21 protein-coding genes and 1 pseudogene are annotated in these 24,579 nt (G+C 65.7%); 14 read left to right on the forward strand and 8 right to left on the reverse strand.

What is annotated here, in order from left to right; translation table 11 throughout:
* Positions 1 to 156: 156 nt before the first annotated feature.
* The 3 genes from FHS55_RS22485 to FHS55_RS22495 form a co-directional block, all read right to left on the reverse strand.
* The gene (locus FHS55_RS22485) at positions 157 to 381 is read right to left on the reverse strand and encodes a helix-turn-helix domain-containing protein (protein WP_183192107.1); all 225 of its coding nucleotides are present in this window, start codon (positions 379 to 381) and stop codon (positions 157 to 159) included.
* A gap of 127 nt (positions 382 to 508) precedes the next feature.
* Positions 509 to 1,570 carry a hypothetical protein gene (locus FHS55_RS22490; RefSeq protein ID WP_183192108.1) on the reverse strand — a complete coding sequence of 354 codons (1,062 nt, stop codon included), beginning with the start codon at positions 1,568 to 1,570 and terminating at the stop codon, positions 509 to 511.
* A 56-nt stretch (positions 1,571 to 1,626) separates the two neighbouring features.
* A complete protein-coding gene (locus tag FHS55_RS22495; protein WP_183192109.1) occupies positions 1,627 to 2,877 on the reverse strand; it encodes a tyrosine-type recombinase/integrase in 1,251 nt (416 codons plus the stop codon).
* 365 nt (positions 2,878 to 3,242) lie between these two features.
* On the opposite strand from FHS55_RS22495, the gene FHS55_RS22500 reads away from it, so the two are divergent.
* Positions 3,243 to 3,377: an Arm DNA-binding domain-containing protein gene (locus FHS55_RS22500; RefSeq protein WP_183192110.1), complete on the forward strand. Its 135-nt coding sequence runs from the start codon at positions 3,243 to 3,245 to the stop codon at positions 3,375 to 3,377.
* A gap of 362 nt (positions 3,378 to 3,739) precedes the next feature.
* Here the strand turns inward: FHS55_RS22500 and FHS55_RS22505 are convergent, their stop codons facing one another.
* Positions 3,740 to 4,717 (reverse strand): LysR family transcriptional regulator, encoded by a 978-nt coding sequence (locus FHS55_RS22505; protein ID WP_183192111.1) that lies wholly within the window; start codon positions 4,715 to 4,717, stop codon positions 3,740 to 3,742.
* A gap of 136 nt (positions 4,718 to 4,853) precedes the next feature.
* Here FHS55_RS22505 and FHS55_RS22510 point away from each other — a divergent pair, with 136 nt between their 5' ends.
* The 13 genes and pseudogenes from FHS55_RS22510 to FHS55_RS22570 form a co-directional block, all read left to right on the forward strand.
* Positions 4,854 to 5,834: an ABC transporter permease gene (locus FHS55_RS22510; RefSeq protein WP_210287135.1), complete on the forward strand. Its 981-nt coding sequence runs from the start codon at positions 4,854 to 4,856 to the stop codon at positions 5,832 to 5,834.
* 13 nt (positions 5,835 to 5,847) lie between these two features.
* Entirely contained in the window at positions 5,848 to 6,642 is a 795-nt protein-coding gene (locus FHS55_RS22515; protein ID WP_183192113.1) for an ABC transporter permease, read from the forward strand.
* A 37-nt stretch (positions 6,643 to 6,679) separates the two neighbouring features.
* Positions 6,680 to 7,747: an extracellular solute-binding protein gene (locus FHS55_RS22520; RefSeq protein ID WP_183192114.1), complete on the forward strand. Its 1,068-nt coding sequence runs from the start codon at positions 6,680 to 6,682 to the stop codon at positions 7,745 to 7,747.
* A 28-nt stretch (positions 7,748 to 7,775) separates the two neighbouring features.
* Positions 7,776 to 8,894: an ABC transporter ATP-binding protein gene (locus FHS55_RS22525; RefSeq protein ID WP_183192115.1), complete on the forward strand. Its 1,119-nt coding sequence runs from the start codon at positions 7,776 to 7,778 to the stop codon at positions 8,892 to 8,894.
* Complete coding sequence (locus tag FHS55_RS22530; RefSeq protein ID WP_183192116.1) at positions 8,891 to 9,595, forward strand: aspartate racemase/maleate isomerase family protein; 705 nt, start codon at positions 8,891 to 8,893, stop codon at positions 9,593 to 9,595. The genes FHS55_RS22525 and FHS55_RS22530 overlap by 4 nt, the downstream gene beginning before the upstream one ends.
* Before the next feature lie 69 nt (positions 9,596 to 9,664).
* The gene (locus FHS55_RS22535; RefSeq protein WP_183192117.1) at positions 9,665 to 10,858 is read left to right on the forward strand and encodes a M14 family metallopeptidase; all 1,194 of its coding nucleotides are present in this window, start codon (positions 9,665 to 9,667) and stop codon (positions 10,856 to 10,858) included.
* Between the two features lie 247 nt (positions 10,859 to 11,105).
* Positions 11,106 to 11,612, forward strand: a complete 507-nt coding sequence (locus FHS55_RS22540) for an RNA polymerase sigma factor (RefSeq protein WP_183192118.1) — start codon at positions 11,106 to 11,108, stop codon at positions 11,610 to 11,612.
* 64 nt (positions 11,613 to 11,676) lie between these two features.
* On the forward strand, positions 11,677 to 12,624 hold the full coding sequence (locus FHS55_RS22545) for a FecR family protein (RefSeq protein WP_183192119.1): 948 nt from the start codon (positions 11,677 to 11,679) through the stop codon (positions 12,622 to 12,624).
* Between the two features lie 139 nt (positions 12,625 to 12,763).
* Positions 12,764 to 15,202, forward strand: coding sequence for a TonB-dependent receptor (locus tag FHS55_RS22550; protein WP_183192120.1), 2,439 nt, complete (start codon positions 12,764 to 12,766; stop codon positions 15,200 to 15,202).
* Position 15,203: 1 nt separating this feature from the next.
* On the forward strand, positions 15,204 to 16,109 hold the full coding sequence (locus FHS55_RS22555) for an ABC transporter substrate-binding protein (RefSeq protein ID WP_183192121.1): 906 nt from the start codon (positions 15,204 to 15,206) through the stop codon (positions 16,107 to 16,109).
* Positions 16,102 to 18,099 carry a Fe(3+)-hydroxamate ABC transporter permease FhuB gene (fhuB, locus tag FHS55_RS22560; protein WP_183192122.1) on the forward strand — a complete coding sequence of 666 codons (1,998 nt, stop codon included), beginning with the start codon at positions 16,102 to 16,104 and terminating at the stop codon, positions 18,097 to 18,099. The genes FHS55_RS22555 and fhuB overlap by 8 nt, the downstream gene beginning before the upstream one ends.
* Positions 18,096 to 19,763, forward strand: a complete 1,668-nt coding sequence (locus FHS55_RS22565; protein WP_183192123.1) for a cyclic peptide export ABC transporter — start codon at positions 18,096 to 18,098, stop codon at positions 19,761 to 19,763. Before fhuB ends, FHS55_RS22565 begins: the two co-directional genes overlap by 4 nt.
* Positions 19,764 to 19,780: 17 nt before the next feature.
* Positions 19,781 to 20,182, forward strand: a pseudogene (locus FHS55_RS22570) (hypothetical protein); the annotation flags it as partial.
* A gap of 158 nt (positions 20,183 to 20,340) precedes the next feature.
* Here FHS55_RS22570 and sseA read toward each other — a convergent pair.
* From sseA to FHS55_RS22590, 4 genes are all read right to left on the reverse strand, one after another.
* Positions 20,341 to 21,186 (reverse strand): 3-mercaptopyruvate sulfurtransferase, encoded by an 846-nt coding sequence (sseA, locus tag FHS55_RS22575; RefSeq protein ID WP_183192125.1) that lies wholly within the window; start codon positions 21,184 to 21,186, stop codon positions 20,341 to 20,343.
* Between the two features lie 27 nt (positions 21,187 to 21,213).
* Positions 21,214 to 21,930, reverse strand: a complete 717-nt coding sequence (locus FHS55_RS22580; protein WP_183192126.1) for an alanyl-tRNA editing protein — start codon at positions 21,928 to 21,930, stop codon at positions 21,214 to 21,216.
* The gene (locus FHS55_RS22585) at positions 21,931 to 22,962 is read right to left on the reverse strand and encodes a cysteine synthase A (protein WP_183192127.1); all 1,032 of its coding nucleotides are present in this window, start codon (positions 22,960 to 22,962) and stop codon (positions 21,931 to 21,933) included.
* Positions 22,963 to 23,040: 78 nt separating this feature from the next.
* Positions 23,041 to 24,501: a cryptochrome/photolyase family protein gene (locus FHS55_RS22590; protein WP_183192128.1), complete on the reverse strand. Its 1,461-nt coding sequence runs from the start codon at positions 24,499 to 24,501 to the stop codon at positions 23,041 to 23,043.
* Positions 24,502 to 24,579 lie beyond the last annotated feature (78 nt).

The following is a 24,579-nucleotide window of genomic DNA, read 5'->3' on the forward strand; positions in this document are numbered from 1 at the left end:
ACGGCCGCCCCTCATCGTCACGAAACAGCTCACCCGCGTCAGGCAGGATCCTGGAACCGTTTGGCGGCTCACCGGTAAGATCCGGGCCAGGGTAGAGGGTCTGCTCAGGCTCGCTCGGCGCGGTCGTGTCACCGGGCTGCGCGTCACATTCGGCACTCATCGCCGGTCCTCCCCGGCCTGCACCGCCAGGAAGGTCTCAACATCGGCGCGGCGGACAAGACGCCGACCGCCGATCTTGATCGACTGCAACCGGCCTTCGGCCATGTAGCGATAGGCACTTGAGGGTGGGATGGCGAAGACATGGTGTAATTGCCTGAGCGTGAAGACCTCCTTGCGGAGATCCTCAGCTTGGGCCTTCGTGGCAGAATGAACGATAGGCATGGGAGCCTCCCCGGTTCTTCGAGAGGCCTCCCAGTTAGACCAGCTTGTCCCGGACGCGCGGGACGCGAAACATCAGGAGGGTCCGACATTCGCGTCCCTGCCTTGCACGGCGAGGGACCGGCAATCGTCACGCCTCGGCGGCTTCGCGTGCCTTCCTGAGGTTGTCTGCCTTCTTTCGCGCTTCGCCGATCGCCTTGGCGAGCGCGGCCCGCGTCGTCTCATGCCGGGAACAACCCGGCGGCAGCGTATCTGTCAGGGCGTTCACCAGTGCGACGAACTCGGAAGGCTCTCCATTCACACGCAACTCCCGGCCGGCACTGATCGGCAAACCTGCCCACTTGCAGAACCCCGTGAGATCGATGATCCACCGCGCCCATGCCGAGCCATCGACGAAGGCGGGCTCATCATCAAGATTTTTCGCCACGTCGCTCGCGTAAAACACGATCTGGCGGACCCCATCCATCACCTCGCTGAGCCGAATCGAGTCAACTGCAGATTCTTCGAGGTTTCGGCTCAATGCATCCCGCTCAGCCATAAGGACTTCGCGATGCTCCTGCGTTTCCGCAGCCTCGATCAACTCGTCCAGAGCGATTTCTGCCTGTGCCACGTCTGCCAATGCCTCATCTGGCACGTCTTGGTAACGCGGAGCGCCACCCATGGCTCGCTCGAGATCGGCGCGGACCAGGGACTTTGCTTTAGCATTCAGAGGCGCCTCATAGGCAGCGAGGAGATCCGCCGCCGCACGGCCGAGCTTGCTCATCCACGCCATCGTGTCGGCGACCGGCGGCGCCTCAGCCTCCATCTTCACCTGCGAGATGTACCGGTTCACGATTTCGGTAATCGCTTCTTTCCATTCGGCAGCCTTGTGAGCCCATACCTCCATGGTGCGCTCCGACAGATCATGGAGCTTTGCATGCCGATGATAGGCGTTCCTGGCCCGGGTCGCGCGCTGCTGGGCCTCTGCCAAGGCCGTCGGACCGTCCGCGTGCCTCTCGGCCTCAGCCGCCCTGATCGCGATCTCCGCCAGAAGGGCACAGCAGAAGGCAGGACAATACGCCTCGCCGACCTTCAGCCACTGCGCCTGCGATAGTGCCCAGTCGCCGGGTTCTGTGCGTCCGATCATGTGGCCGGGCGTGCGCTTGCCACGCGCTTTCGAGCCACGCGCCGGCTCGGCCGCCTTCGTCTTCATGACCGTTTCCTCCAATGGCCAGACAGAACTCAGGACCGTCCGGGCAACCCAAGTCGTCAAACTGGCTCATGGGCCGGCTGGAGCATTGGCGCTGTTGCTTCGTTCGCTGGCTTCGGCTCGACATAGGCCGCCCATGTCTCCATGAGTTGCCGACGCTTGGCGAGCGCATCGCTGCGCCGGTACGCCTGCTCGGCCTTGTCGCCGATGACGTGGGAGAGCGCCGCCTCGGCGACCTCTCGGGCAAAGCCGGTCTCGTCGCCGGCGAAATCGCGGAACGCAGAGCGGAAGCCGTGCACCGTGACATCCGTTCCCATTCGCCGCAGCAACATGGTCATCGCCATGATGGAGAGTGGCTTGCCCGGCTTGTGGCCAGGAAAAACCAGCGGATCGGTCTCGCCTTCGGAGAGCGGCTTGATGGCTTCAAGGATTTCGACGGCCCGGCCGGACAGCGGCACGCGGTGTACCCGGCCTGCCTTCATCCGCGTGGCTGGCACGCTCCACAGGCGATCGCTAAGGTGGACTTCGCTCCACCGCATGTCCCGCACCTCGCCCGAACGAGCGGCGGTCAGGATCAGGAACTCCAAAGCGAGCGCCGCTGTTGCCTGGCGGCCGCGCAGATCACGGATGAAGGTGGACAACGCCTCATGGTGCATGGCCCGATGGTGCCCGCGCTGCAACTTCTGCTTCTTCGGCAACAGTTTGTCGAGATGGCCGCGCCAGCGAGCGGGATTGGCCTCATTCGGCGGGATATGGCCTGCCGCGCGGGCCGCATCGATCACCGCTTCGATGCGGCCACGCAGGCGTGACGCCGTTTCGGCTTTCGCAATCCAGATGGGTTTCAGCGCGCCAACGATGGCGTCGGTTCCGATCTCATTGACGGGAGTGGACCAGAACGGCTTGCAATAGGTGCGCAGGGTGGTGCCCCATTGCGCCCGATGCTTGGCATTCCGCCAACCGTCCTGCATGGCTTCGATCAGGGCCTCCGCCGCCTCTCCGAAGGTCGGCGTGCGTTCGCGCCCACGGCGTGCCTCCTCGCGGGCGAGGATCGGATCGCGACCATCTCGCACGCCCTGTTCAGCCTCGTCGCGTGCCTTGCGCGCTTCGGCAAGGGAGACGGTCGGATAGCCGCCCAGTCCCATCTCTCGCCGCTTGCCACGCCATTGAAACAGATACAGCCACCGGCGCCGATCGGCGCTGCGGCCATCTCCATCGATGACGAGATACAAGCCACCGCCATCGGAGTGCCGGCCGGGTTCCAAAAGTGCCGCTGCACCTTTCGCGGTCAGCCGGTTGCGTGTGCGCGCCATGTTGCCCCCGTCCAGATCTCTCCGCCAGATGCACCTCAATCGCGGTGCTCTGGCCCCACTATTGGCCCCACCTTCGGCGCGAGATTCTATCGGACGACCTGGGAGATTGACAGGCAGATGATCGTCAAAATCCAACAAAGACAATACGCTCATGAGATGATAGGGGAGGAATAAGGAGGATAATATTACGGACACCCTCTCCGCCATCCACCTTTCCGCACATATTCTGACCCATCCCAAATGCGTTGAGCCTGCACGATTTCGGCGGCATACCTTGTTCAATCCGTTCGCTTCAATCCGTGTCGAGCCGGGGAAATCCCGGGTAGAAACCGGGTATCGCGACCGGGTAGGCTGGGGATGACGTGATGCTGCTGACTGATGTGCAGATCCGCAGGGCCAAGCCGGGCGAGCGGGCGCTCAAGCTGACGGATGGTGGAGGGCTTTCCTCTACCCCACCGAATACCCCACCCGCGGGTAGTCATTCCGGCGCATTTGGCTGAACGTGCCCGAACAAAGAGGGCGGTGAGCCCGTGGCCCCCGCCTTGTTGTCGGTCATTGACATTGCCTGCGGGCTCTCAGTCGTCGTCGTCATGATCGGGCGGGTTGGCGACCACGGGCAGTGCGCTGCCCTGGATGTGCTTGAGCCGTAGGGTCAGCGGATTTTCAGCCTCGCCGGCGATCTTCAACCGGTCATTGAACAGGCTGGGCGATCGAGGATCAGGTGATGGACATTGCGATCCGCCACCTGCGCCCGGGCGGGCGGATCCAGATCGTGACGCGAGACGCCGACGCCGACGGCGACGCGCCATTGAGGGTCGGCCTCGCCGGCGAGCCGCGCCAGAAAACAGACGCAGACCTCCGGTCAAGAAGCGGACATTCCCTCGTCCCGCATATTGCTAACGCGGCTGGCATCAGCCTTCCGGGCGCTCTGCAACGACGACTGTATTTCTGATGTCAGCAAATTCATGATGATTCCACCGATGCGTGAAAGCGGCTTCTTCGCATCGATGGCGATGGACACGCTCTGCGGTTCGACACTCTTGTCACGGACCGGCAAGAATCTGAGTTGGCCTGCCGCCAGTTCAGAGGCCGCGTCGAGCTCGGAAGTAAAGGCGACGTAGCGGCCACCGCGCGCGAGTTGCTTGACCAGTTGGAGCGAATTGGTGACCAGCGCCTTCTGGGGGTCGGCAAACAGCCAGCCATAGCGCGCGTCGAGATAGCGTCGGATCATCAGCGCTCGGCTCTGTAGCGCGATGGGGTGGGCCACCACCTCCTGAAGGCTCACCGTCTCGGCTTTTGCCAGCGGATGGTTTGGAGCGACCACACAGCCAAAAGGCAGATCCGCACTCCAGTGGACATGCACGTCGCGGCGCGGCGTGAGATTGAAGATCGCCGCGATGTCAGCACTTCCCGCGAGCAGCGCGGTTACGGCATCGTCGGGGCTGGCGATCTCTACCTCCAGCGAGATGCGAGGCTGCTCGGCAGCGAGGCGCTCAACAAAGCGGGGGAGAAAGCCGTTGGCGTGGCTGTCCATCGCCACCAGCCGGATATGGCCCTGATCCATGCCCTGAAGCTGTTTGATCTCCGCCGCCACACGGCGTTCGTCGCCGCGCCAGCGCCGGGCGAGTGTCACGAGCGCATCCCCGGCAGCGGTAAGGCGCATGCCGCGCGGTAGCCGTTCGAACAGCTCGACATCGAGTTCCTGCTCAAGCAGCAGGATCTGCCGATCGATTGCCGAGGCCGCAATATTCAGCTCCTTCGCCGCCTTCTGGATCGACCCCGAACGCGCCACCTGATCGAGATAGCGCAGCGATGCGGGAACGAGAAAGGCGCGAGCCATCCGACCATCCTAATTATTCGAATGGATTGTTGCTTAATCTGCGCTGGACGGCAATGGCCGATTGACGGAACCTGACTTGCATGACGGGGCGACAGTCCGCCGCGCGACCTCCGCCCGCCTGCAACGGAAAACGCCGATGAGCCGTACCGAGAGCATCGACGTGCCCGAGCGCGTCACCCCGCATGTTACGAGGCTGAGAGCAAACGCAAAGGAAGGAGCTTTCGCACGGCGCATGGCGAAGGTTTGGGAGTTCGCCACCGGCACCCGCATGGCGGGATATGTTCTCGTGGCGCCGGCTGTGCTCTTTCTCGCCGTCTGGTTCGTGTGGCCGGTGCTGACGATGGTGCATCTCAGCCTGACCAGCCGCGTCGTCGAGGGCGTGAGCGTCGAGGGCTTCACGCTGGAAAACTATGTCCGGCTGTTTTCCTCGGACCTCTACTTCCGCATCCTGTTGCGCACGCTCCGGATCGCCCTGCTCACCAGCCTGTTCACGGCACTGTTCGCCTATCCGCTCGCCATCGCCATCGCGCGGGGCGGCCCCTCGCTTGCCCGGCTGGTCACGATCACCCTTCTTGCGCCGCTTCTGGTCAATGTGGTGGTGCGCTCCTATGGCTGGCAGACCATCCTCAACAAGACCGGCGCCCTTGCCTGGGTCCTCAAGATATTTGGCATTAGCAACCCGCCGGTGCTGCTCTACACCGAATGGGCGGTGCTGATCGCCTGCGTGCACGTCTACCTGCCCTTCATGGTGATGCCGATCGCCGGCGCCATCGGGCGGATCGACCGCTCGGTCGAAGAAGCGGCGCGGGTAGCTGGAGCCACACGGCTGGCGGTGCTGAGGCGCATCATCCTGCCCCTAAGCCTGCCGGGTCTCGCGGTCGGCGCCTCGCTCGTGTTCTCGCTCAGCGCGGCGGCCTATGTCACCCCCCAGATCCTCGGCGGCAATTTCTCGCCGCTGCTCGGCACCTTGATCGAACAGCAGATACTCACCTTGAATGACTGGCCCTTCGGCGCCGCGATCTCGACCCTGCTGATTGCGCTCGTGCTCGCCTCCAACCTCATTTTCCTCAAGCTCGTCAGCCGGCGCTTCGCGCGCTGGACGGCCGGCGCCCGCTGACGGAGGCCGCGCAATGAACGAAACCGTCAGCCTGCCGCTCAGGATCACCGTCGGCATCATCCTCGCTCTGGTCGTGGCGCCGCTGCTCGTGCCGGTGCTGATGTCGATTTCCGACACGCCCTACATCGTGTTCCCGCCGCAGGGCTTCACGCTGAAATGGTATGGCGAGGTGCTCGCCAACCCGGAAGCCCGTGGCAGCTTCCTGTTCTCGCTGGAACTGGCGGCCATCGTGACCGCGGTGTCCCTGCTGCTGGGTGTGCCTTGCGCGGCCGGGCTGACGCGCTACCGGGTGGCCGGACAGGACGCCGTACTCGGTCTAATCCTCTCGCCACTGATCGTGCCGCTCATCGTCACCGGTGTGGCGCTGCTGCAGGTCTTCGCGCTGATGGGATGGCGCGCCACGCTCATGCAACTCGTCATCGGCCACACCGTGGTGTGCCTGCCCTACGTGATACGCTCGGTCTCCGCGAGCCTCCTGCTGGTCAACCGCAGCCTTGAGGACGCCGCCGCCGTGCTCGGCGCCCCGCCCCATGTGGTGGCGATGAAAGTGATCTGGCCTCAGGTGCGGCCGGGCATCCTCGCCGGGGGCACCTTCTGCTTCATCGTTTCTTTCGACGACTACCCGGTTTCGATGTGGCTTGCCGACGGCAACCACTTCCCAGTGCCGCTTTATCTCTACACGGTCATCGAGCGCTCTTTCGATCCGTCGATCGCGGCCATCGCCTCGCTGATGATCTTCTTCGCGCTCCTCCTCGTGCTCGTCATCGAAAAGGTCTTCGGGCTCAGCCTTGCGCGCCTCGCGAGCTGACGCTCGCTCACATCAAATCAGAATAGGGGAACAGGTCATGACACAGATTTCGCGTCGTACGTTCGGCAAGCTTGTCCTCTGTGCTGGTGCGCTGGCGCCCATGGGGTACGTCCGCAACGGCTGGGCACAGGGCAAGGAAATCCAGATCGGCATCTGGGGCGGCTCGCAGGGCGAGTTCGTCAAAAAGAACATCATCCCGGCCTTTGAGAAGGATTTCGGCGCCAAGGTCACGGCGGAGGAGGGCTTCACCCTCGCCAATGTCGGCAAGATGCGGGCGACCAAGGCCAACCCGAAATTCTCCGTCATGTTCATCGACGACGTGGCGATCCCGGTCTGCAAGGCGGAAGGTCTGATCGAGCCGCTGCCGGCGGATGATATGCCGGCGCTCGCCAAGCTCTATCCCCGCTTCGGTTTCGATGGCTGGGGCACGGCGCTGGCAATCTCGGTGGCCAGCATGTTCAACAACACCTCGATCACCCCGCCGGACAGCTATGCCGAGCTCTGGAAGCCGGAATTCGCTGGCAAGCTGAAACTCGTCAGCCCGAAGAACACGCCTTCTGTGTTCTTCCTTATCGTCGCGGCGGCGGTGAAGTCGGGAAAGCCGTTCGCGCAGGCGCAGTACCTCGTCGATGACAGCTTCGACAAGGTCGCGGAGCTGAAGCCCAACATCATGAACCTCTTCGACAACGGCCCGCAGGCCGCGAATGAGGTGGCGCAGGGCCAGGCCGATATCGGCCTGCTGGAACTGTCGAAGTACATTTACCCCTACACCGCCAAGGGCGCGCCGGTGACGATGAGCTTCCCGAAGGAAGGCTCCTTCGCCGGCAATAACTGCCAGGTGCTGGTGAAAGGCGGGCCTAACCGCGACCTCGCCGTGGCCTTCATGAACCGGATGCTGGAGCCTGCCGTGCAGAAGGCGTTCTCCGAATATGCCTACACCGCCCCGCCGGTCTCGGGCATCGAGTTCTCGCCCGAGACGCTGAAATACATCGCCTATCCGGTCGAGGAGATGGACAAGCGCGGCCTGTTCACGCCGGACTGGGACTACATCAACGCCCGCCGATCGGGCTGGACCGAGAAGCTCAACGGCATCTTCGCCGTCTGAGCGACAGGCACCTCATCGGGAAATCGACATGGCAACAACAAGCGTTTCGGGGGGCGGCGAAGTCCGTCTCGCCGGCATCTGCCGATCCTACGGCGACACCCAGGTGGTGCGGGACGTCAACCTCATCGCCGCGAGCGGCAGCATCCTCGCTTTGCTCGGCCCTTCGGGTTGCGGCAAGACCACGACGCTGCGCATGGTCGCGGGCCTTGTCCAGCCCTCGGCCGGAGACATCCTCATCGACGGCGTCTCTGTGACCGGCCAGCCGGTGCACAAGCGCAACCTCGGCATGCTGTTCCAGAACTACGCGCTGTTCCCGCATCTCACGGTGCGGGAGAACGTCGCCTTCGGTCTTGCCATGCGTGGCGTCCCGAAGGGCGACACGGTGCGACGCGCCAAGGAGGCGCTGGCACTCGTGCGGCTTTCCGGCTTCGAGGACCGAATGCCGGCAGCGCTGTCCGGTGGTCAGCAGCAGCGGGTCGCCATGGCCCGCGCGATCGCCTACCGCCCCCGCGTCCTCCTGCTCGACGAGCCGTTCGGCGCACTCGACAAGAAGTTGCGCGAAGAGATGCAGATCGAACTGCGTCAGCTCTGCAACGAACTCGGCCTGACCACAATCCTCGTCACCCATGATCAGGAGGAGGCTCTGATCCTCGCCGACCAGATCGCGGTGATGCGTAGCGGGCGCATCGAGCAGGTCGACAATGCGCGGGCGGTTTATGAGCGGCCGATCTCACATTTCGTCGCCGATTTCATCGGCACGTCGAACTTCATCCCGGCCAGCATCGTCGACATGCGCGATGGACGCATGACACTGCGCTCGACCGCCGGCCATGTGTTCGAAAGCACCGTTCCCAACGACTTCTCGATACAGGAGCGGGTCGCGGTGGCCATCCGCCCGGAAAGCATGCGCCTGACACCGGGCGAACTGCCTGCCGCAGCCAACAGGCTCACCGGCACGATCGTACGCAGCCTGTTCAAGGGGCAGGTCCTGTCCGTTTGGATGAAGCCCCATGGACAGGCGGAACTCCAGCCGGAGCTTCAGGTCTCGATCCCGATAGAAGACGCCGCCCGCATGAGCCCGCAGCCCGGCGAAACGTGGAGTGCGCAATGGTCCGCCGCTCGCACGCTGGTGGTACGCGAACAGTGAGCCAGCCCCTGCGTTTCCCGCGCGCAATCGGGATTATCCTGCCATCGTCAAATCGCGTGGTGGAACGAGTGGCGCGATCGATTCTGGGCGCGCAGCCCGGCATCGATGCTTGTTTCACTCGTGTGCCGTATGCTGGCCACCCACCGGACGGCTACGACATGCCTGCGTTCCACCGCGCGGCCGAACTGCTGGCCCAGGCGCGCCCCAATGTGATCCTGTGGAACGCGACGCGTGGCGCGCTGATCGGTTTCGAGCCCGATCGGCGTCTGGCTGCCTTTGTGGAGAAGGAGACCGGCATTCCCTGCACCACCACGGCGCTTGCGACGGTGGACTATCTTCGACGGCACAATCTCCGGCGCATTGGTCTGGTGGCTCAGGGTGCCGACTGGGAGGGGTTGCGGCTGAAGCAGACATTCGGCGCCGAGGGCATCGACATCGTCGCGGGGCACTGTCTCGGCGTTGGAGATAATTTTGAAGCCGCCGGGATAACGCCTGAAGAGATTGGCTTGCACGCGATGCGGCTGGCATCCGTTCCCGATCTCGACGCTGTTCTCGTATGGAGCACCAATCTCGCAGGGCACGCGCTTACAAGGCTAGCGCGGGATGAAATCCACGTCCCTGTGCTGGATTCCACCACCGTCGGATTCGAAAGCGCGCTTGACTATATGACAGGTTTATTTCGACCATTGGCGCACGCCTAACGAACCCAGCGTCGCTGGGCGTAACCTTGCGTGGAGAAGGGCGGGCAATTCACAGGAAGGATTCACGCCATGTCGAACAAGCCGGACGAGCGCCTTGATCGCCGCGATTTCATGATCGCGTCCGTTGCAACGCTCGGCGCATCCGCTGGGCTCGTCGCCAAGGCTCCTTCCGCCAGCGCCGAGGGCTCGACGCAAAATGCTGCCGGTCCGGCGTCCGCAACGATCTATACCGGCGATGTCATCCAGGGGAGAAAGGTTGTCAGCGCGCTCGACATCCATGATCTGGAACCGGGAAAGAAGCATCACTTGTATTTTCAGGGCGTCGAGATGCCCACCGGACAGCACTGGTATGTGTCCGTCACCGTCGCCAAGGGAGCGCGGCCGGGCATGCGTGTCGTTCTGATCAGCGGCGTGCACGGCGACGAGATGAGTTCCGTGCATACGGTCCAGACTGTGATGAACGGCCTCGATCCGGGTGAGATGTCGGGCACCGTCATGGCCGTCACCGACGTGTCCCGCCCGGCCATGGAGGGCATGCAGCGCCGATGGCCCAATGCCGGCCGGGGCGCCGATCTGATCGACATGAACCGGGAATGGCCCGGTAATGAGAACGGCCTCACCGCACCTAGCCGACATGCCGGCCTGCTGTTCAACCGACTGCTGCGGCCGAACGCCGATGCCGCCATCGACTTCCACACCGGGACGACCGGGTTCGAGGTCACCGCCTTCAATATCGCCGGCATGGATGTGCCCGAGGTCAAGGCGATGGTGGAGCTCTATCCCGTGAGCCAGATCTTCGACAATCACGTCTATCCCGGAGTGCTGCACAACGCCTTTATGGACGTGGGAATCCCTGCCTTCACCCCGGAGATCGGCGCCGCCCGCGTGCTGGACCTCGACATGATCGCGCTGTTCGTGGAAGGCACGATGAATGTGCTCAAGCATCATGGCATCGTCGCCGGGCCCATGGGACGGACGGGGAAGGAGGTCAGCGTCTTCGTCGGCAACAGTGCCTTCCCGATCCTGGCAACCGAAGGCGGGATCGTCGAGCATCTGGTCAAGCTCAACGACAAGGTGAAACCCGGACAGAAGCTCGCCATCCAGCGCGACAGCTTTGGCGACGTGGTCGCCGAATACACAAGCGGCGTGGCCGGAGAGGTGACCGGCCAGCGCAGCGATGCGATGGCCGAGCCCGGCAACCCTTTGGTGTTCATCCTGTTCCACAAGGATGCACCGGATCGGGGCGAGACTTATCCCGAGTGAGGACTTCGTATTCCCGCGCGGATCGGCCAGGACACCCGATGCGGTACCCTGCGTAGAACTCAACGGCGCGGACAGCACTTGGAACCGTCGGTGCTGCGCCAAGATCTGACTCTCGCCATCGTGCCGGAAAGCCGTCTCGCCCGCCAGCTTAGAATAGGTTTAAATCATTGAGATTGCATTGATATTCGTTCCCGCGGTAGAGAACGACCCTACGGTGTCCATTACAGCCCGAACGGTCCGCCGGCACATGACGACAACGTTCCTGCAAGCGCTCCACAGGATGGACGAGGGTCGCCTCAAGCGTTTCTTCCAGCGCCGATTGCGCAATCGGGAGGATGCGGCCGATGCGACGCAGGAGACCTTCCTGAGGATGATCGAGGTGCCGCAAAGCACCATTATCGAGAATCCCCAGGCCTATCTTTTCCAGGTGGCAAAATCGGTTGCGCGCGCGGCTTCCGCCCGGCGTGCCGCCGAGACCAGACTTTTCGCACCCGAAGACGCGGGCTCCGTGATCACGGACGACACACCCGGACCGGAGCGCATCGTCCTTGGCCGTCAACAACTATTGCTCATGGCGACGGCGATCGAGCAATTGCCGAACCGTTGCCAGGAAGTCTTCATCCTCAGCCGCCTGCATGGGCTTGCGAATGGCGAAATCGCCCTGCGCCTCGGCATTTCGCGCAACATGGTGGAAAAACACATCATCCGCGCGCTGCTGCAGTGCCGGAAAGTGCGTGCCGAGATTTTTTTCTGATCGACGTCAGGTCATAAGCTGCGCTCGACTCTAACTCGATAGGGACGCCGCGCGCAGGATGCCGATGACGAACAAGGCGAAACAGACGGCGGACGGACGGCGGACGGAAGAGGCCGCCGGATGGGTCGCGCGCCTCCAGTCGCGCGACGCGACGGATGCGGATCGCCGCGAGTTTCGCGCATGGCTCGCCGGGAATCCCGCCAATGCCGTTGCCTATGAGGAATTGCAGAGCCTGTGGGGCGACCTCAGAGCGGTGCCGATCGAGAAGGACCGGCTGAAGAAGCTGCGTCTGTCGCGGCGCGCCGTTACCGGCAATGTCGTCGCGGTCGGGCTGATCGCGGTGCTGGCGACAACGCTGTACCAGCTGGGCTTCGTCGACCGGCTGCGCGCCGATCACTACACAACGGTCGGCGAGGTCGGCCACTTCACGCTGGAGGACGGCACCCGCGTCGACCTGAACACCGATAGCGCCATAAGGGTCGTGTATTCGTCGGCGGAGCGCCGCATCGAATTGCTGCGCGGAGAGGCTTTCTTTGACGTGGCGAAGAATCCTGCCCGTCCGTTCGTCGTCGTGGACGATGTGCTGCGCGCCACCGCGCTCGGAACGCGCTATGGCGTCCGCGATCAGGGCACCGGCAGCGACGTGCAGGTGGAAGAGGGACGAGTCGAGGTCGCGTCGTCCCGTTCGCAGGTCGCGCTGGGAGCCGGAGACGTGGCGCGCGTGGACCGGTACGGGGCATTGGATGTCAGCACAGCCGACGTCGCCAGCCGGCTGGCCTGGCGGGAGGGAAAGCTGGTCTTCTCCGGCCAGCCCCTGCGTGAGGTGCTCGCGACCCTGGAACGCTACCGGCATGGCCGTATCGTGGTCCTCGACGAGGCGGCGGCGGACCACAAAGTTTCGGGCATTTTCGATTTGACGGACACCGACGAGGCACTTGCCCTGCTGCAAGCGGGCCTTCCGGTCACCATCACCCATCTGACCGGGATGATGGTGGTGGTGCGCTCGCGCTGACGATTTTTTCGCGGCCGACGTCAGGAGGCAGCCCCCCGATCGACTCTAACCCATCGAGAGAACGCCGCCGCCGCGCGGCATCCGACGGGATTGGGGATCGAGAATGCGAGATGAAGAGACGACGGCAAGCATAGGTCGCATGATCATGAGCGCCGGACTGGCGGGAATTTCCCTGCTGGGATGCGCGACGGCGCTGCAGGCCCAGGCCGTCCCTGCATCCTCTCTCGTGCCGGCGTCCTCTCCCGTGCCCATCACGGCCGCCCGCACAACGATCACCGTGCCCGCCGGTCCGCTGGAGACCGGGCTGCTCAGCCTCGCGCGGCAGGCAAGTCTTCGGCTGCTTTATCCAAGCTCACTCACGGTCGGTCGCGGCACGCCGGGAGTCAGCGGCCGGTTGCCGCCGGATCAGGCCGTCGCCCGCCTGCTGGAAGGCACCGGGCTGAGCTACAGCTTCACGAGTGCAAACACCGTGCGGATCTTCGACCCGATGGCGCAGGACGGCAGCGAAGCCAGTGCGCCCGCCGGCGACGGCATAGCGCTCGACACGGTCACGGTGGAGGGCGAGGGCGAATTGCCGCCGCCCTTTGCCGGCGGGCAGGTGGCGGTCGCCAGCCGGCTCGGCATCCTCGGCAATCGCGACTTCATGGACGCGCCGTTCAATGTCGTCGCCTACACGTCGAAGACCATCGAGGATCAGCAGGCGCGCAGCGTCGCCGACGTGACGGAGAACGACCCGTCCGTACGCGCCACCTGGGCCGACGCCAGCTACTCAAATCAATTCTACATTCGCGGATTTCCGCTCGCCAATGCGGACATCTCCATCAACGGCCTCTACGGTCTGGTCCCCTACCAGATGGCCGGCACCTCCTGGGTCGAGCGGCTGGAAATCCTCAAGGGGCCGGGCTCCATGCTGACCGGCATGCCGCCCCAGGGGAGCATCGGCGGCACGATAAATCTGACCTCGAAGCGCGCCGGCGACGATCCGCTCACGCAGCTCACGCTGGGCTACATCTCCGACAGCCAGTTCAGCGGCAAGTTCGATGTCTCGCGCCGCTTCGGCGACGAGAAGCAGTTCGGCGTCCGCATCAATGGCTCCTACGCCAATGGCGACGGGCCGGTTGACGACCAGTCGAACGAGCTCGGCGAGGCTGCGCTCGGGATCGATTATCGCGGCGAGCGGGTGCGGCTGTCGGCAGACCTGATCTATCAGAAGAACTATGCCGACAATCCGGTCCGGCCCGTCTATCTGCGGGCGGGCGCGGTCCCGGTTCCGAACGCCCCCGATGCCTCGGCCAATCTCGGCCAGGACTGGTTCTATGCCGATGGCGAGGATGTTCTCGGCATCGTGCGCGGCGAGGTCGACATCACCGACAACGTCACCGCCTATGCGACGGTCGGTGCGCGCCGCAACGATTTCCTCGGCCTTTACAACTTCATCTATCTGACCAATCCGGTCGGCAATTTCGCCGCCAATGTCTATCTGCAGCCGAACTATGTCGACACCCTCACCGGCGAAGCCGGCGTGCGGGCCAAGTTCGACACCGGCGCCATCCGTCATGATCTGACGGTCAGTGCCAGCGGCCTTCACAATGAGATGGGCGTCGTGGCGCCGGTGGTGGCGACCTATTCGTCGAACATCTACGCGCCGACGCCGTTCGCGGAGCCCAATCTCAGCGGTTATGCGACCGACGCGCCGAAGACCAGCGAGGCGACGCTGACCAGCTTCGCCGTCGCCGACAGCCTATATGCGTTCGATGATCGCGTGCAGCTCATTCTCGGAGCGCGTTACCAGAACGTGGTGCAGGAGGGCTGGAGCGGGACGACCGGCGTGCAAACCGCAGACTACGAGGAGAGCGCGGTCACCCCGGCGGTCGGCCTGGTGCTGAAGCCCTGGCAGAACGTTTCCGTCTACGCCAACTACATCGAGGGCCTGAGCCAGGGACCGGTCGCGCCGGCGGGCTCCGCCAATGTCGGAGAGGCCTTCGCACCCATCAAGTCGAAGCAGTTGGAAGCCGGCGTGAAGGTCGATTTTGGCCAGATAGCCGCCACACTCAGTGTTTTCCAGATTGAGCAGCCGAGCGGCGTGCTGAATGCGGCGACCAATGTCTACAGCATCAATGGCGAAGTGCGGAACCGCGGCGTCGAGCTCAACGTATTCGGCGAGATCACGCCGTCGGTGCGCCTGCTGGGCGGCGTGACCTTGATGGACGGCGTCCAGACCGAGACGGCGAATGGCACCTATGACGGCATGGCGGCCGTCGGCGTGCCGGACGTGCAGGTCAATCTCGGCGCGGAATGGGATACGCCCTTCATCGACGGCCTGACCTTGACCGGCCGCGTGATCTACACCTCCTCGCAATATGCCAGCGTCAACAATATCCAGAGCATTCCCGACTGGACCCGCGTCGACCTCGGCGCGCGCTACACCTTCGAGCGGACCAACGGCAAGCCGGTGACGATCCGCGCCAGTGTCGAGAATGTCCTCGACGAGAGCTACTGGGCGGCCGCTTCCTCCTCGTTCGGCCTCGCCCGCGGCGCACCGCGTACGGTCCTGCTGTCAGCGACCTTCGATTTCTGACGTGGGTTTCGCGCGCATCGATCGTCGAAGCTTCCTCGCCGGCGCGGCGTTGCTCTGCGCGCCGGCGGCCAACGCCACGGCGAGCGCGGCGCCGCGCGTCGCGGCCGTCGATTGGGCGGCGGCCGAATGCCTGCTCGCCCTCGGCATCGCGCCCATCGCGATCGCCGACATCGCCACCTACCGGCAATGGCTGCCTGAATTCCAACCGCCACCGGACACCCGCGACCTCGGCTCGCGCGCCGAGCCCAATCTGGAATTGCTGGCCGCGCTCACACCCGACCGCATCTTCCTCTCGAACTGGCAGCGCGGCCTCGCGCCGTTGCTGCAGCGGATCGCGCCCGTCGAGGTCGTGACCATCGTCGACGCGCGTAGCGACGCCATGGACAATGTCCGCGAGGCCTTCACCCGGATTGCGTCTTCGACCGGACGGCAGGAGGCTGCGTCCTCCTATCTCTCGGCCTTCGACGCTTCCCTCGCCGGGTCGAGCCGCGCCTTGGCGGGGGTGGCGTCGCGACCCGTCTATGTCGGCGTGCTGCACGAGAACGGGACGCAGCTCTTTCTCTACGGCAAGGGAAGCTGGGTGCATTCCCTGATGCTCCGGCTCGGCTTGCGCAATGCCTTGAGGGCGCCGACCTCCGCCTTCGGCAATGCCCTGGTCGACATTGCGGAGCTTGCCGCCGTTCCTGATGCCGTCCTGCTCTATCTCGACCAGGGCGCTCGCACCCGGCGCGCGGAGCGGGCACTGCGGGCCAGCACGCTCTGGCAGGGCCTGCCGATGGTGAAGGAAGGACGCGCGCGCACCATCCCGCCCTTCTATGCGCTGGGCGGCGCACCCTCGATCCGTCGGACCATGCGCCTGCTCGCAGAGGCTCTGGAAAATGCGCCGGATGGCCACCGCCATGGGTGAGACGACATCGGCTGCCGGCTCCCGGCGCGTGGGAGGAACCGGCATTCTCCTGCTCTGTCTGGCCATCGCAGGAGCGGTGGTGAGCACTCACACGCTGTCGGGCATTCTGCCGCCCCAGCTATGGTGGCAGGCCATCGGGCATCCTGGCGACGATGTGCCGACGCTGATCTTCACCGATGCTGCCCTGCCGCGCATCGTCGTCGCGTGGTGCGCGGGCGCGGCACTCGGGCTCGCCGGCGTGCTGCTGCAGGCCGCCCTGCGCAACCCCATGGCCGACACGACGACGCTGGGCACGGGGTCCGGCGCCTATCTCGCTCTCGCCGCCTGTTCGATCTATGCGCCCACCTTTCTCGAACACGGCCAAGGCTGGGTCGCGCTCGCCGGTTCCGTAACGGCCGGCGCGATCGTGCTCGCCATTGGGCGCGGGGTCGGCTTCACGCCGATCACGGTCATCCTCGCCGGTCTCACGCTGAACCTGCTCTGTGGCTCGCTCGGCGCCGCACTCACCATCCTGAATCATGAGACGCTGAACGCGCTCTTCGTCTGGCAGGGCGGCTCGCTGGCGCAGAACGGATGGGGTGGCGCCGCCACGCTGGCCCCGCTCGTCGCGCTGGGCGGAATGGTTTGCGCGCTCGTCGCGCGGCCACTTGCCATTCTCGATCTCGGCGACGAGCATGCCCGCGCCGTCGGCATTCCGGCCGGTCTCATCCGGTTGCTGGCCACCGGACTTGCGATCGCGCTCGGCGCCTTCACCGTCAGCGCCGTCGGCGTGATCGGTTTCATCGGACTTGCCGCCGGTCATCTCGCGCGCCACACCGGCGCCCGGACGCTCACGCAGAGGCTGCTCTGGGCCCCCGCTATCGGCGCCGCGCTGCTCTGGCTGATCGACCAGATCGTCCAGCAGGCCGGCGTCCTTCGCAGCGGATTGCCGACCGGCAGCGCGGCGGCGTTGCTTGGCGCGCCGCTGCTGCTGTGGATCATGATGCGGCTGCGCCATGTCGAGGTCGCCCCGCCGCGCGGCGTTCCGGAGGACGGGTTCCGCACGCGGCGTCCTTTCGCCATAGCCGGCCTTCTGGTCGGCCTGCTCGGCACGATTTACGTGCTGGCACTGGTGTTCGGCCGGAATGCGGATGGGTGGGGCCTACTCAGCCCGGCCACGGCGCCGGACGTTCTGATATGGCGTGCGCCGCGTGTCGGGGCTGCGCTCGCCGCCGGTGTGCTTCTGGCCGTCGCCGGAACCGTGATGCAGCGCATGACCGGGAATCCGATGGCCAGCCCGGAGATGCTGGGCGTCTCCTCCGGCGCCGCATTGGGCGTCATCGCCCTGCTCTATGTCCTGCCAGGGTTTCACCGGCCCGCAATGATGCTGGCGGCGTTCGCCGGCGCGGCGGGCACGCTCGGTGTCGTCGTCGCCGTCAACTGGCGCTGGCACGTCGCGCCGGAGCGCCTGCTGCTCGCCGGCGTCGCGCTGGCGACACTGTTCGGCGGCATTGCCGCGGTGATGTTGATGGGAGGAGATCCACGCACCGCCATGCTGCTGGCCTGGATGTCCGGCTCGACCTATTGGGCCACCGCATCCGACGCGTCGACAGCGATCGCCCTGGCCCTGGCGACGCTGCTCGCCGCGATGCTGAGCTTCCGCTGGCTCGAGCTTCTGCCGCTGGGGGCGACGGCTCGCTCGCTCGGCGTGGATGCGCCGCGCAGCCGCCTCGTGCTGCTCGCCATCGCTGCCGCGGCCACGGCTTCCGCCACTCTCGTCGTCGGGCCGCTGAGCTTCGTCGGCCTGATGGCGCCGCACATCGCACAGCGCCTCGGCATGAGGCGCGCACTTCATCAGCTGGTTGCCGCCGCCGCCATTGGCGGCTCGCTGCTGCTGACGGCGGATTGGGCCGGACGCACGCTGCTCTTTCCCTGGCAGATGCCGGCGGGACTGGTCAGTGCGGTGTTCGGCGGGCCGCTTTTCCTGCTTCTGCTCCTGGGCCGCCGATGACGCCGAACGCCTCGTACCCGCTGCTCGGCAGCGCCCTCCGCCTGCTGAGGCCCTTTTGGCGTCTCGCGCTGGCGGCGACGTTGAGCGGCATGGCGAGCGGCCTTGCGACCGCGTGGTTGCTCGCCAGCATCAACGAGGCGCTGCATTTCGAGCTCGGCACCACGCCGGCCCTGCTGCTGGGTTTCGCTGGCCTCTGCCTCATAGCCGTGGCCGGCGAGGTCGCCTCCGATCTCGGCAACAGCTATGTCGGCCAACAGGCCGTCGCAGCGCTGCGCACCGAACTCACCGACCGCATCCTAAGCGCGCCCATCGATCGGATCGAGCGCTTCCGCACGCATCGCATCACCGCAGTGCTGAACCACGATGTCGAGGTGCTCAGCAACTTCACCTTCGCCTTCTCCAGCCTGGCGATCGCCTTGGCGGTGACGCTGGGCGGCCTCGCCTATCTCGTCATTCTGTCGCCCGTCATGTCGTTGATCGCCGCCATCGCGCTGGCGCTAGGCATGAGCGTGCATATGCGGGCGCGCAACAGGGGCCGCAGCGGTTTCGACGTCGCGCGGCGACTGCAGGATGAGCTGCAGCAGCATTACCGCGCCATCTCGGACGGAGCGAAGGAGTTGCGGATCAGCCGCCCGCGCCGCCGGCATATGCGCGAGGTTCGGCTCGGCGGCACCATTGCCGGCATACGCGACCAGCGCATCCGGGCCATGCGAACCTACATGTCGGCCAACGCCTTCGGCTCGATCCTGTTCTTCCTGGTCATCGGCCTCCTGCTCGCCCTGCAGTTCCGCTTCGCAATTCCCGCGGAAGTGCTCTCCGGCTTCGTGCTCGTGCTGCTCTACATCAAGGGGCCGCTGCAGCAGTTGGTCGGCGCATTGCCAGCGATCGGCCAGGCGCAGGTCGCGCTCCACAATATCGCCGCTCTCGAACAGGCTTTCGCCAACCCGGAAGACGGATTGCTCGCGCCAGCAACGTCCATCCCGGCGATGAAAAGGATCGAGCTCGCGGGAGTGACCTACGGCTTTCCGGCGGAGGACGGCCTGTCCTTCCATCTCGGGCCGATCGATCTCACACTCGATGCGGGCGAAATCCTGTTCATCGTCGGGGAGAACGGCTCGGGCAAGACCACGCTGGTGAAGCTGCTGCTCGGGCTCTACGAGCCGCGCGACGGGGCCATCCGGCTCGACGAAAAGGATATCACGGCGGCCAGCCGGGACGACTATCGCCAGCTCTTTTCTACCGTGTTCGCCGACTACTTCCTGTTCGACGAGGTGATCGATTCCGTCGATGAGCGCGATCTGGCGCGCCACCTCGAGCGGCTCGAACTCACCGGCAAGCTGGCGATCCGCGAGGGCCGCTTTACGACGACGGATCTGTCGACCGGCCAGCGCAAGCGCCTCGCCTTGCTGCTGGCCTATCTGGAGCAGCGCCCGGTCGTCGTCTTCGACGAATGGGCTGCCGATCAGGATCCCACCTTCCGCCGCGTCTTCTACACCGAGTTACTCAGCGAGTTGCGCGCGCAGGGCAAGACGGTGGTCGTGATCAGCCATGACGACCGCTATTTCCGCTCCACCGACCGTCTGGTCCTCATGAAGGAAGGGCGGATCGTCGAAATTCGGCGCGGCGAAGAAGCAATCGGCATTGCCGAGCGCGGCGATGCCTGATCCGTCATTCATCCGCCGACAGGCTGGTCGACATGCGGTCGGGCGGCGAGGGTCAGCGCGCTTGGTTGGCGATGATGGTCGCTCCGGACGCCGAATGCGTGCTTCTCGACGAGCCGAACGGAGCGCTCGATCTTGCACATCCGATCGATGCGATGGCCCTCGTACAGAACCTCTGTCGTTGGCGAGGCATCGGCGCGATCGTCGTCCTCCACGACATCAACCTGGCCGCCCGCTTTTGCGACGAGATTCTGGCATTGCGCGCCGGTAGGCTCCTCGCCATGGGCTTCGCGCGGCAGGTGGCGAACCGGGTGATCTTCATGGATGCCGGCCAGATCATCGAGATGAACGAGCCCGAGGCATTCTTCTCCAACCCGCAGCACGAGCGCACCAAGCTGTTCCTCAGCCAGATCCTGCACTGAGGGGAGGGGGTGGGGAGTTCTCCGCCCTGCAACCGTGGCGCCCCTCTCCGACCCACCCATTGGGCCAGCTCGGCCCAATGGGGAGAGGGAAAAGATGCGACTGCCGGGCTGCGACACGCGGCCCGGCCGTTTTCATATGCGCGAATTATCGGGCGAGCTCAGGCCGGCCCGATCGCCGCGGGCTGGTCGGAAGAGCCCCATTCGGTCCACGAGCCGTCATAAAGCGCGACGGGCGGCATGCCGAGCGAATCGAGCGCGAACCAGAGGATCGCCGCCGTCACGCCGGAGCCGCAGCTGGTGATCACCGGCTTGGAACTGTCGATGCCGGCCGCCTCGACGGCGGCGCGGATGGTCGCCGCATCGGCCAGCCGGCCGTCCTTCACCACCTCTGAGAATGGCAGGTTGCGGGCGCCGGGAATATGGCCTGGCCGAACGCCGGCGCGCGGCTCCGGGGCTTCGCCGCGAAAGCGCTCCGGCGCGCGGGCGTCCAGCACTTGCACGCTGCCGATGGCAAGGCGATGGGCCACCTGCTCGATGGTGGCGACCCGGTCGGGCTCCAGCCGTGCGTCGAAGCGGGCAGGGGCCGGCGTCGAGGCGCCGGTCTCGGTCGGGCGACCTTCCGCCAGCCATTTCGGCAGTCCGCCATCGAGGATGAACACGTTGCGCGCGCCAAACACGCCAAGCGTCCACCACACGCGCGGCGCCGAGAAAAGCCCGGCAGAATCGTACACGACAATGCGGGCGTCCCTGGAGATGCCAAGTCCTTCCGCCGCCGTGGCGAAGGCGGCCGCGCTCGGCAGCATGTGCGGCAGGCCGCTCGTGGTGTCGGCGATGGCGTCGATGTCGAAGAACACCGCGCCGGGAATATGCGCCTTCAGATACTCGTCATAACCCTTTCGTCCGGTGGCGGGCATGTGCCAGGAGCCGTCGACGATGACGAGGTCCGGCTCGCCCAGATGGCTGGCGAGCCATTCCGTCGAGACGAGGCGTGTGGCGGTGGTCATGGCATTGCTCCGGATGTCGGACGGCGTTCAGGCCCAGCTCACCCGCACCCGGCGGTTCTGCTGACCCTTTTTCTCGATCTTCGTCACCTGCGCGGCGCCGATCTCCGTGAGGCTGCGCACATGCGTGCCGCCGCAGGGCTGCAGATCAAGACCGGCAATCTCCACCAGCCGCACGCGCCCGGTGCCGAGCGGCGGCTTGACCGACATGGTCTTGACCAGGCCGGGATTGGCGAGGAGTTCGTCGTCGCTGATCCAGCGCTCGCTTACCGCTGCACCGGTGGCGATCATCTCGGCCAGCTGCGCGGTGATGGCGTCCTTGTCCAGCCCGCCATCGGGAATGTCGAAATCGAGCCGGCCTTCATCCTCGCCGATCGAGCCGCCCGTCACCGGATAGGGCAGGGCGACCGAGAGCAGGTGCAGCAGCGTGTGCATGCGCATGCGACGGTGGCGGACCGACCAGTCGAGCCTCACGCGCACCGCCTCGCCCGGCTCGGGCAGCGCCCCGCCCGGGGTGGCGGGCACGTGGATCACGTCGCTCTTTTCGGGCCCGTAAATGGCGGTGCCGATGGCGATCTCGCCCCCGCCGGGCCGCACCAGCACGCCCTTGTCGCCAGGCTGGCCGCCGGCGGCGGCGTAGAACACCGTGCGGTCGAGCACGATGCCGCCCTCGGGCGTGATGCCGGTGACGACGGCGGTCGTCTCCGGCTGGTAGGCGTCGTCGCGGAAGAGAAGGATCGTTGCCATTCAGACCAGAACGTTGGGGATCTCGACATGGCGCTCCAGCCAGCCCGGCACCGGCAACCCCTTTTCGCGCAGGAAGGCGGGGTTGAACAGCTTGGACTGGTAGCGCGTGCCGTAGTCGCAGAGCACGGTAACGATGGTGTGGCCCGGACCGAGGTCCTTGGCAAGGCGGATCGCCCCGGCGATGTTGATGCCGCTGGAGCCGCCCAGGCACAGGCCCTCATGCTCCAGCAGGTCGAACACGATCTGCACCGCGTCCGCATCGGGGATCTGGTAGGCGACATCGATCGGCGCGTCTTCCAGATTGGCGGTGATACGCCCCTGGCCGATGCCCTCGGTGATGGAGGAGCCCTCGGATTTCAGCTCGCCCGTGGTGTAATAGCTGTAGAGCGCGGCGCCGAACGGGTCGGCGAGGGCGATCCGGACCCGCCCGTTGCGCGCCTTCAGCGCCATTGCGGTGCCCGCCAGCGTGCCGCCCGTGCCGACGGCGCAGACGAATCCGTCCACCTCGCCCCGGGTCTGCTCCCAGATTTCCGGGCCGGTCGTCGCGATATGCGCCTGCCGGTTGGCCACATTGTCGAACTGGTTGGCCCAGACCGCGCCATTCGGCTCGCTGGCCGCGAGCGCCTCGGCCAGCCGGCCGGAGACCTTCACGTAATTGTTCGGGTTGGAATAGGGGACCGCCGGCACCTCCACCAGCGTGGCGCCGGCCAGGCGCAGCATGTCCTTCTTTTCCTGGCTCTGCGTGTCGGGGATGACGATGACCGAGCGATAGCCGAGCGCATTGCCGACCAGCGCGAGGCCGATGCCGGTATTGCCGGCCGTGCCTTCCACCACCACGCCGCCGGGCTTGAGCTGGCCCTTGGCGACGGCATCCTGGATGATGAACAGCGCCGCGCGATCCTTCACCGACTGGCCGGGATTGAGGAATTCGGCCTTGCCGAGAATGGTGCAGCCGGTCGCCTCGGAGGCAGCCTTGAGCTTGATGAGCGGCGTGTTGCCAATCGCCTCGACGAGACCGTTGCGGATGTCCATGATCTGTGAATTCGCACACCGTTTTGAAAGGTCGACAAAACTAGTGGGCCATGTCCGCCTCGGCAACCCGCTTGGGCGTCAAACCCCGCGAATGCGGCCATAACGTTCGAGCGCCCGCTCGCGCGCCTCCGCATGATCGACCATCGGGCGGGGATAGGTCTCGCCGAGCCGCACGCCCGCGCGTGCCAGCACCTCGCCCGGCGCCACCCACGGCTTCTGGATGAAGGCGGCCGGCAGAGCGGCGAGTTCGGGCACGAAGCGGCGGACATAGGTGCCGTCTGGGTCGAACGTCTCGCCCTGCGTCACCGGGTTGAAAATGCGGAAATAGGGCGCCGCATCGGCCCCCGAGCCAGCCACCCACTGCCAGCTGGCGGGATTGCTGGCCGGATCGGCATCCACCAGCGTGTCCCAGAACCACGCCTCGCCCTGCCGCCAGTCGGTGAGCAGGTGCTTGATGAGGAAGGAGGCGACGACCATGCGCACGCGGTTGTGCATCCATCCGGTCTGCCAGAGCTGGCGCATGCCGGCATCGACGATGGGATAGCCGGTCTGTCCCCGGCGCCAGGCCCGCGTGGCCTCGGGGTTGGCAGCCCATTCGAACGCGTCGAAGCGCGCGTTGAAATTGGCCTGCGCGAGGTCGGGGTTGTGGAACAGCAGATGATAGGAGAATTCGCGCCAGTAGATCTCGCTCACGAATTTGCCGGTGTCGCGCGGGCTCACCGTGCCGGCCGCCTCGGCATGGCGCAGCGCGGCGCGGATCTGATGCGGGGAGATCTCGCCGAAGCGCAGATGCGGCGAGAGGCGCGAGACGTGATCGAGATCGGGCCGATCGCGCAACTCGGCATAGCCCTTGAGCCCCCGGTCGAGGAGGTCTTCCAGCCGCTGCCGTGCGCCCTGTTCTCCCGGCGACCACGCGGCCCGCATTCCGCCGGCCCAGTCCGGCGCGTGCGGCTCCAGCGACCAATCCGCGAGGGAATCCCCCTTTGAGGCCGCGTCGGCCGGCGCGGGGGCAAACCGCCACGCGCCGTGCGGACGGGCGAGCGGGCGCAGCGGCAGTGTCGCCGCGTTGCGGTAGAAGGGGGTGAAGACGCGGAACGGGCCGCCGGCCTGTGTGCGCACCGTCCACGGTTCGTGCAGCAGCGCGCCGTTGAAGCTCTCCACAGCAAGGCCGCGCGCGGTGAGGGCGGCCTTGAGCGCGGTATCGACGGCAATCTCGGCCGCGCCATAGCGCCGGTTCCAGAACACCGCGCCGGCCCCAAGATCCTGCGCGACCTTCTGCACGACATCTTCGGCCGCGCCGCGCTTCAGGATCAGCCGCCCGCCCTTGGCGGCGATGGCGGCTTCCAGCGCCGCCAGCGAACGCCCCAGCCACCAGCGGGAGGCACCCCCTATCGGGCGCAGGTTCGGGCTGAACGTGTCCAGTACATAGAGCAGGGCGAGCGGCCGCCCGCTCGCCAGCGCGGCGTCGAGGGCCGGGTTGTCGTCGAGCCGCAGGTCGTCACGAAACCAGACAAGGGCGGGGGCCGGCGTGGGGGGCATGGGTCGCAATCCGCTGGGCTGAGCCGCGGATTTCTCAATCCGCACGGGCTGTGTCGAACACTACGCCGAACCGGCATG

The organism is Ancylobacter tetraedralis (assembly GCF_014195655.1).
In the GTDB taxonomy this organism is placed as follows: domain Bacteria; phylum Pseudomonadota; class Alphaproteobacteria; order Rhizobiales; family Xanthobacteraceae; genus Ancylobacter; species Ancylobacter tetraedralis.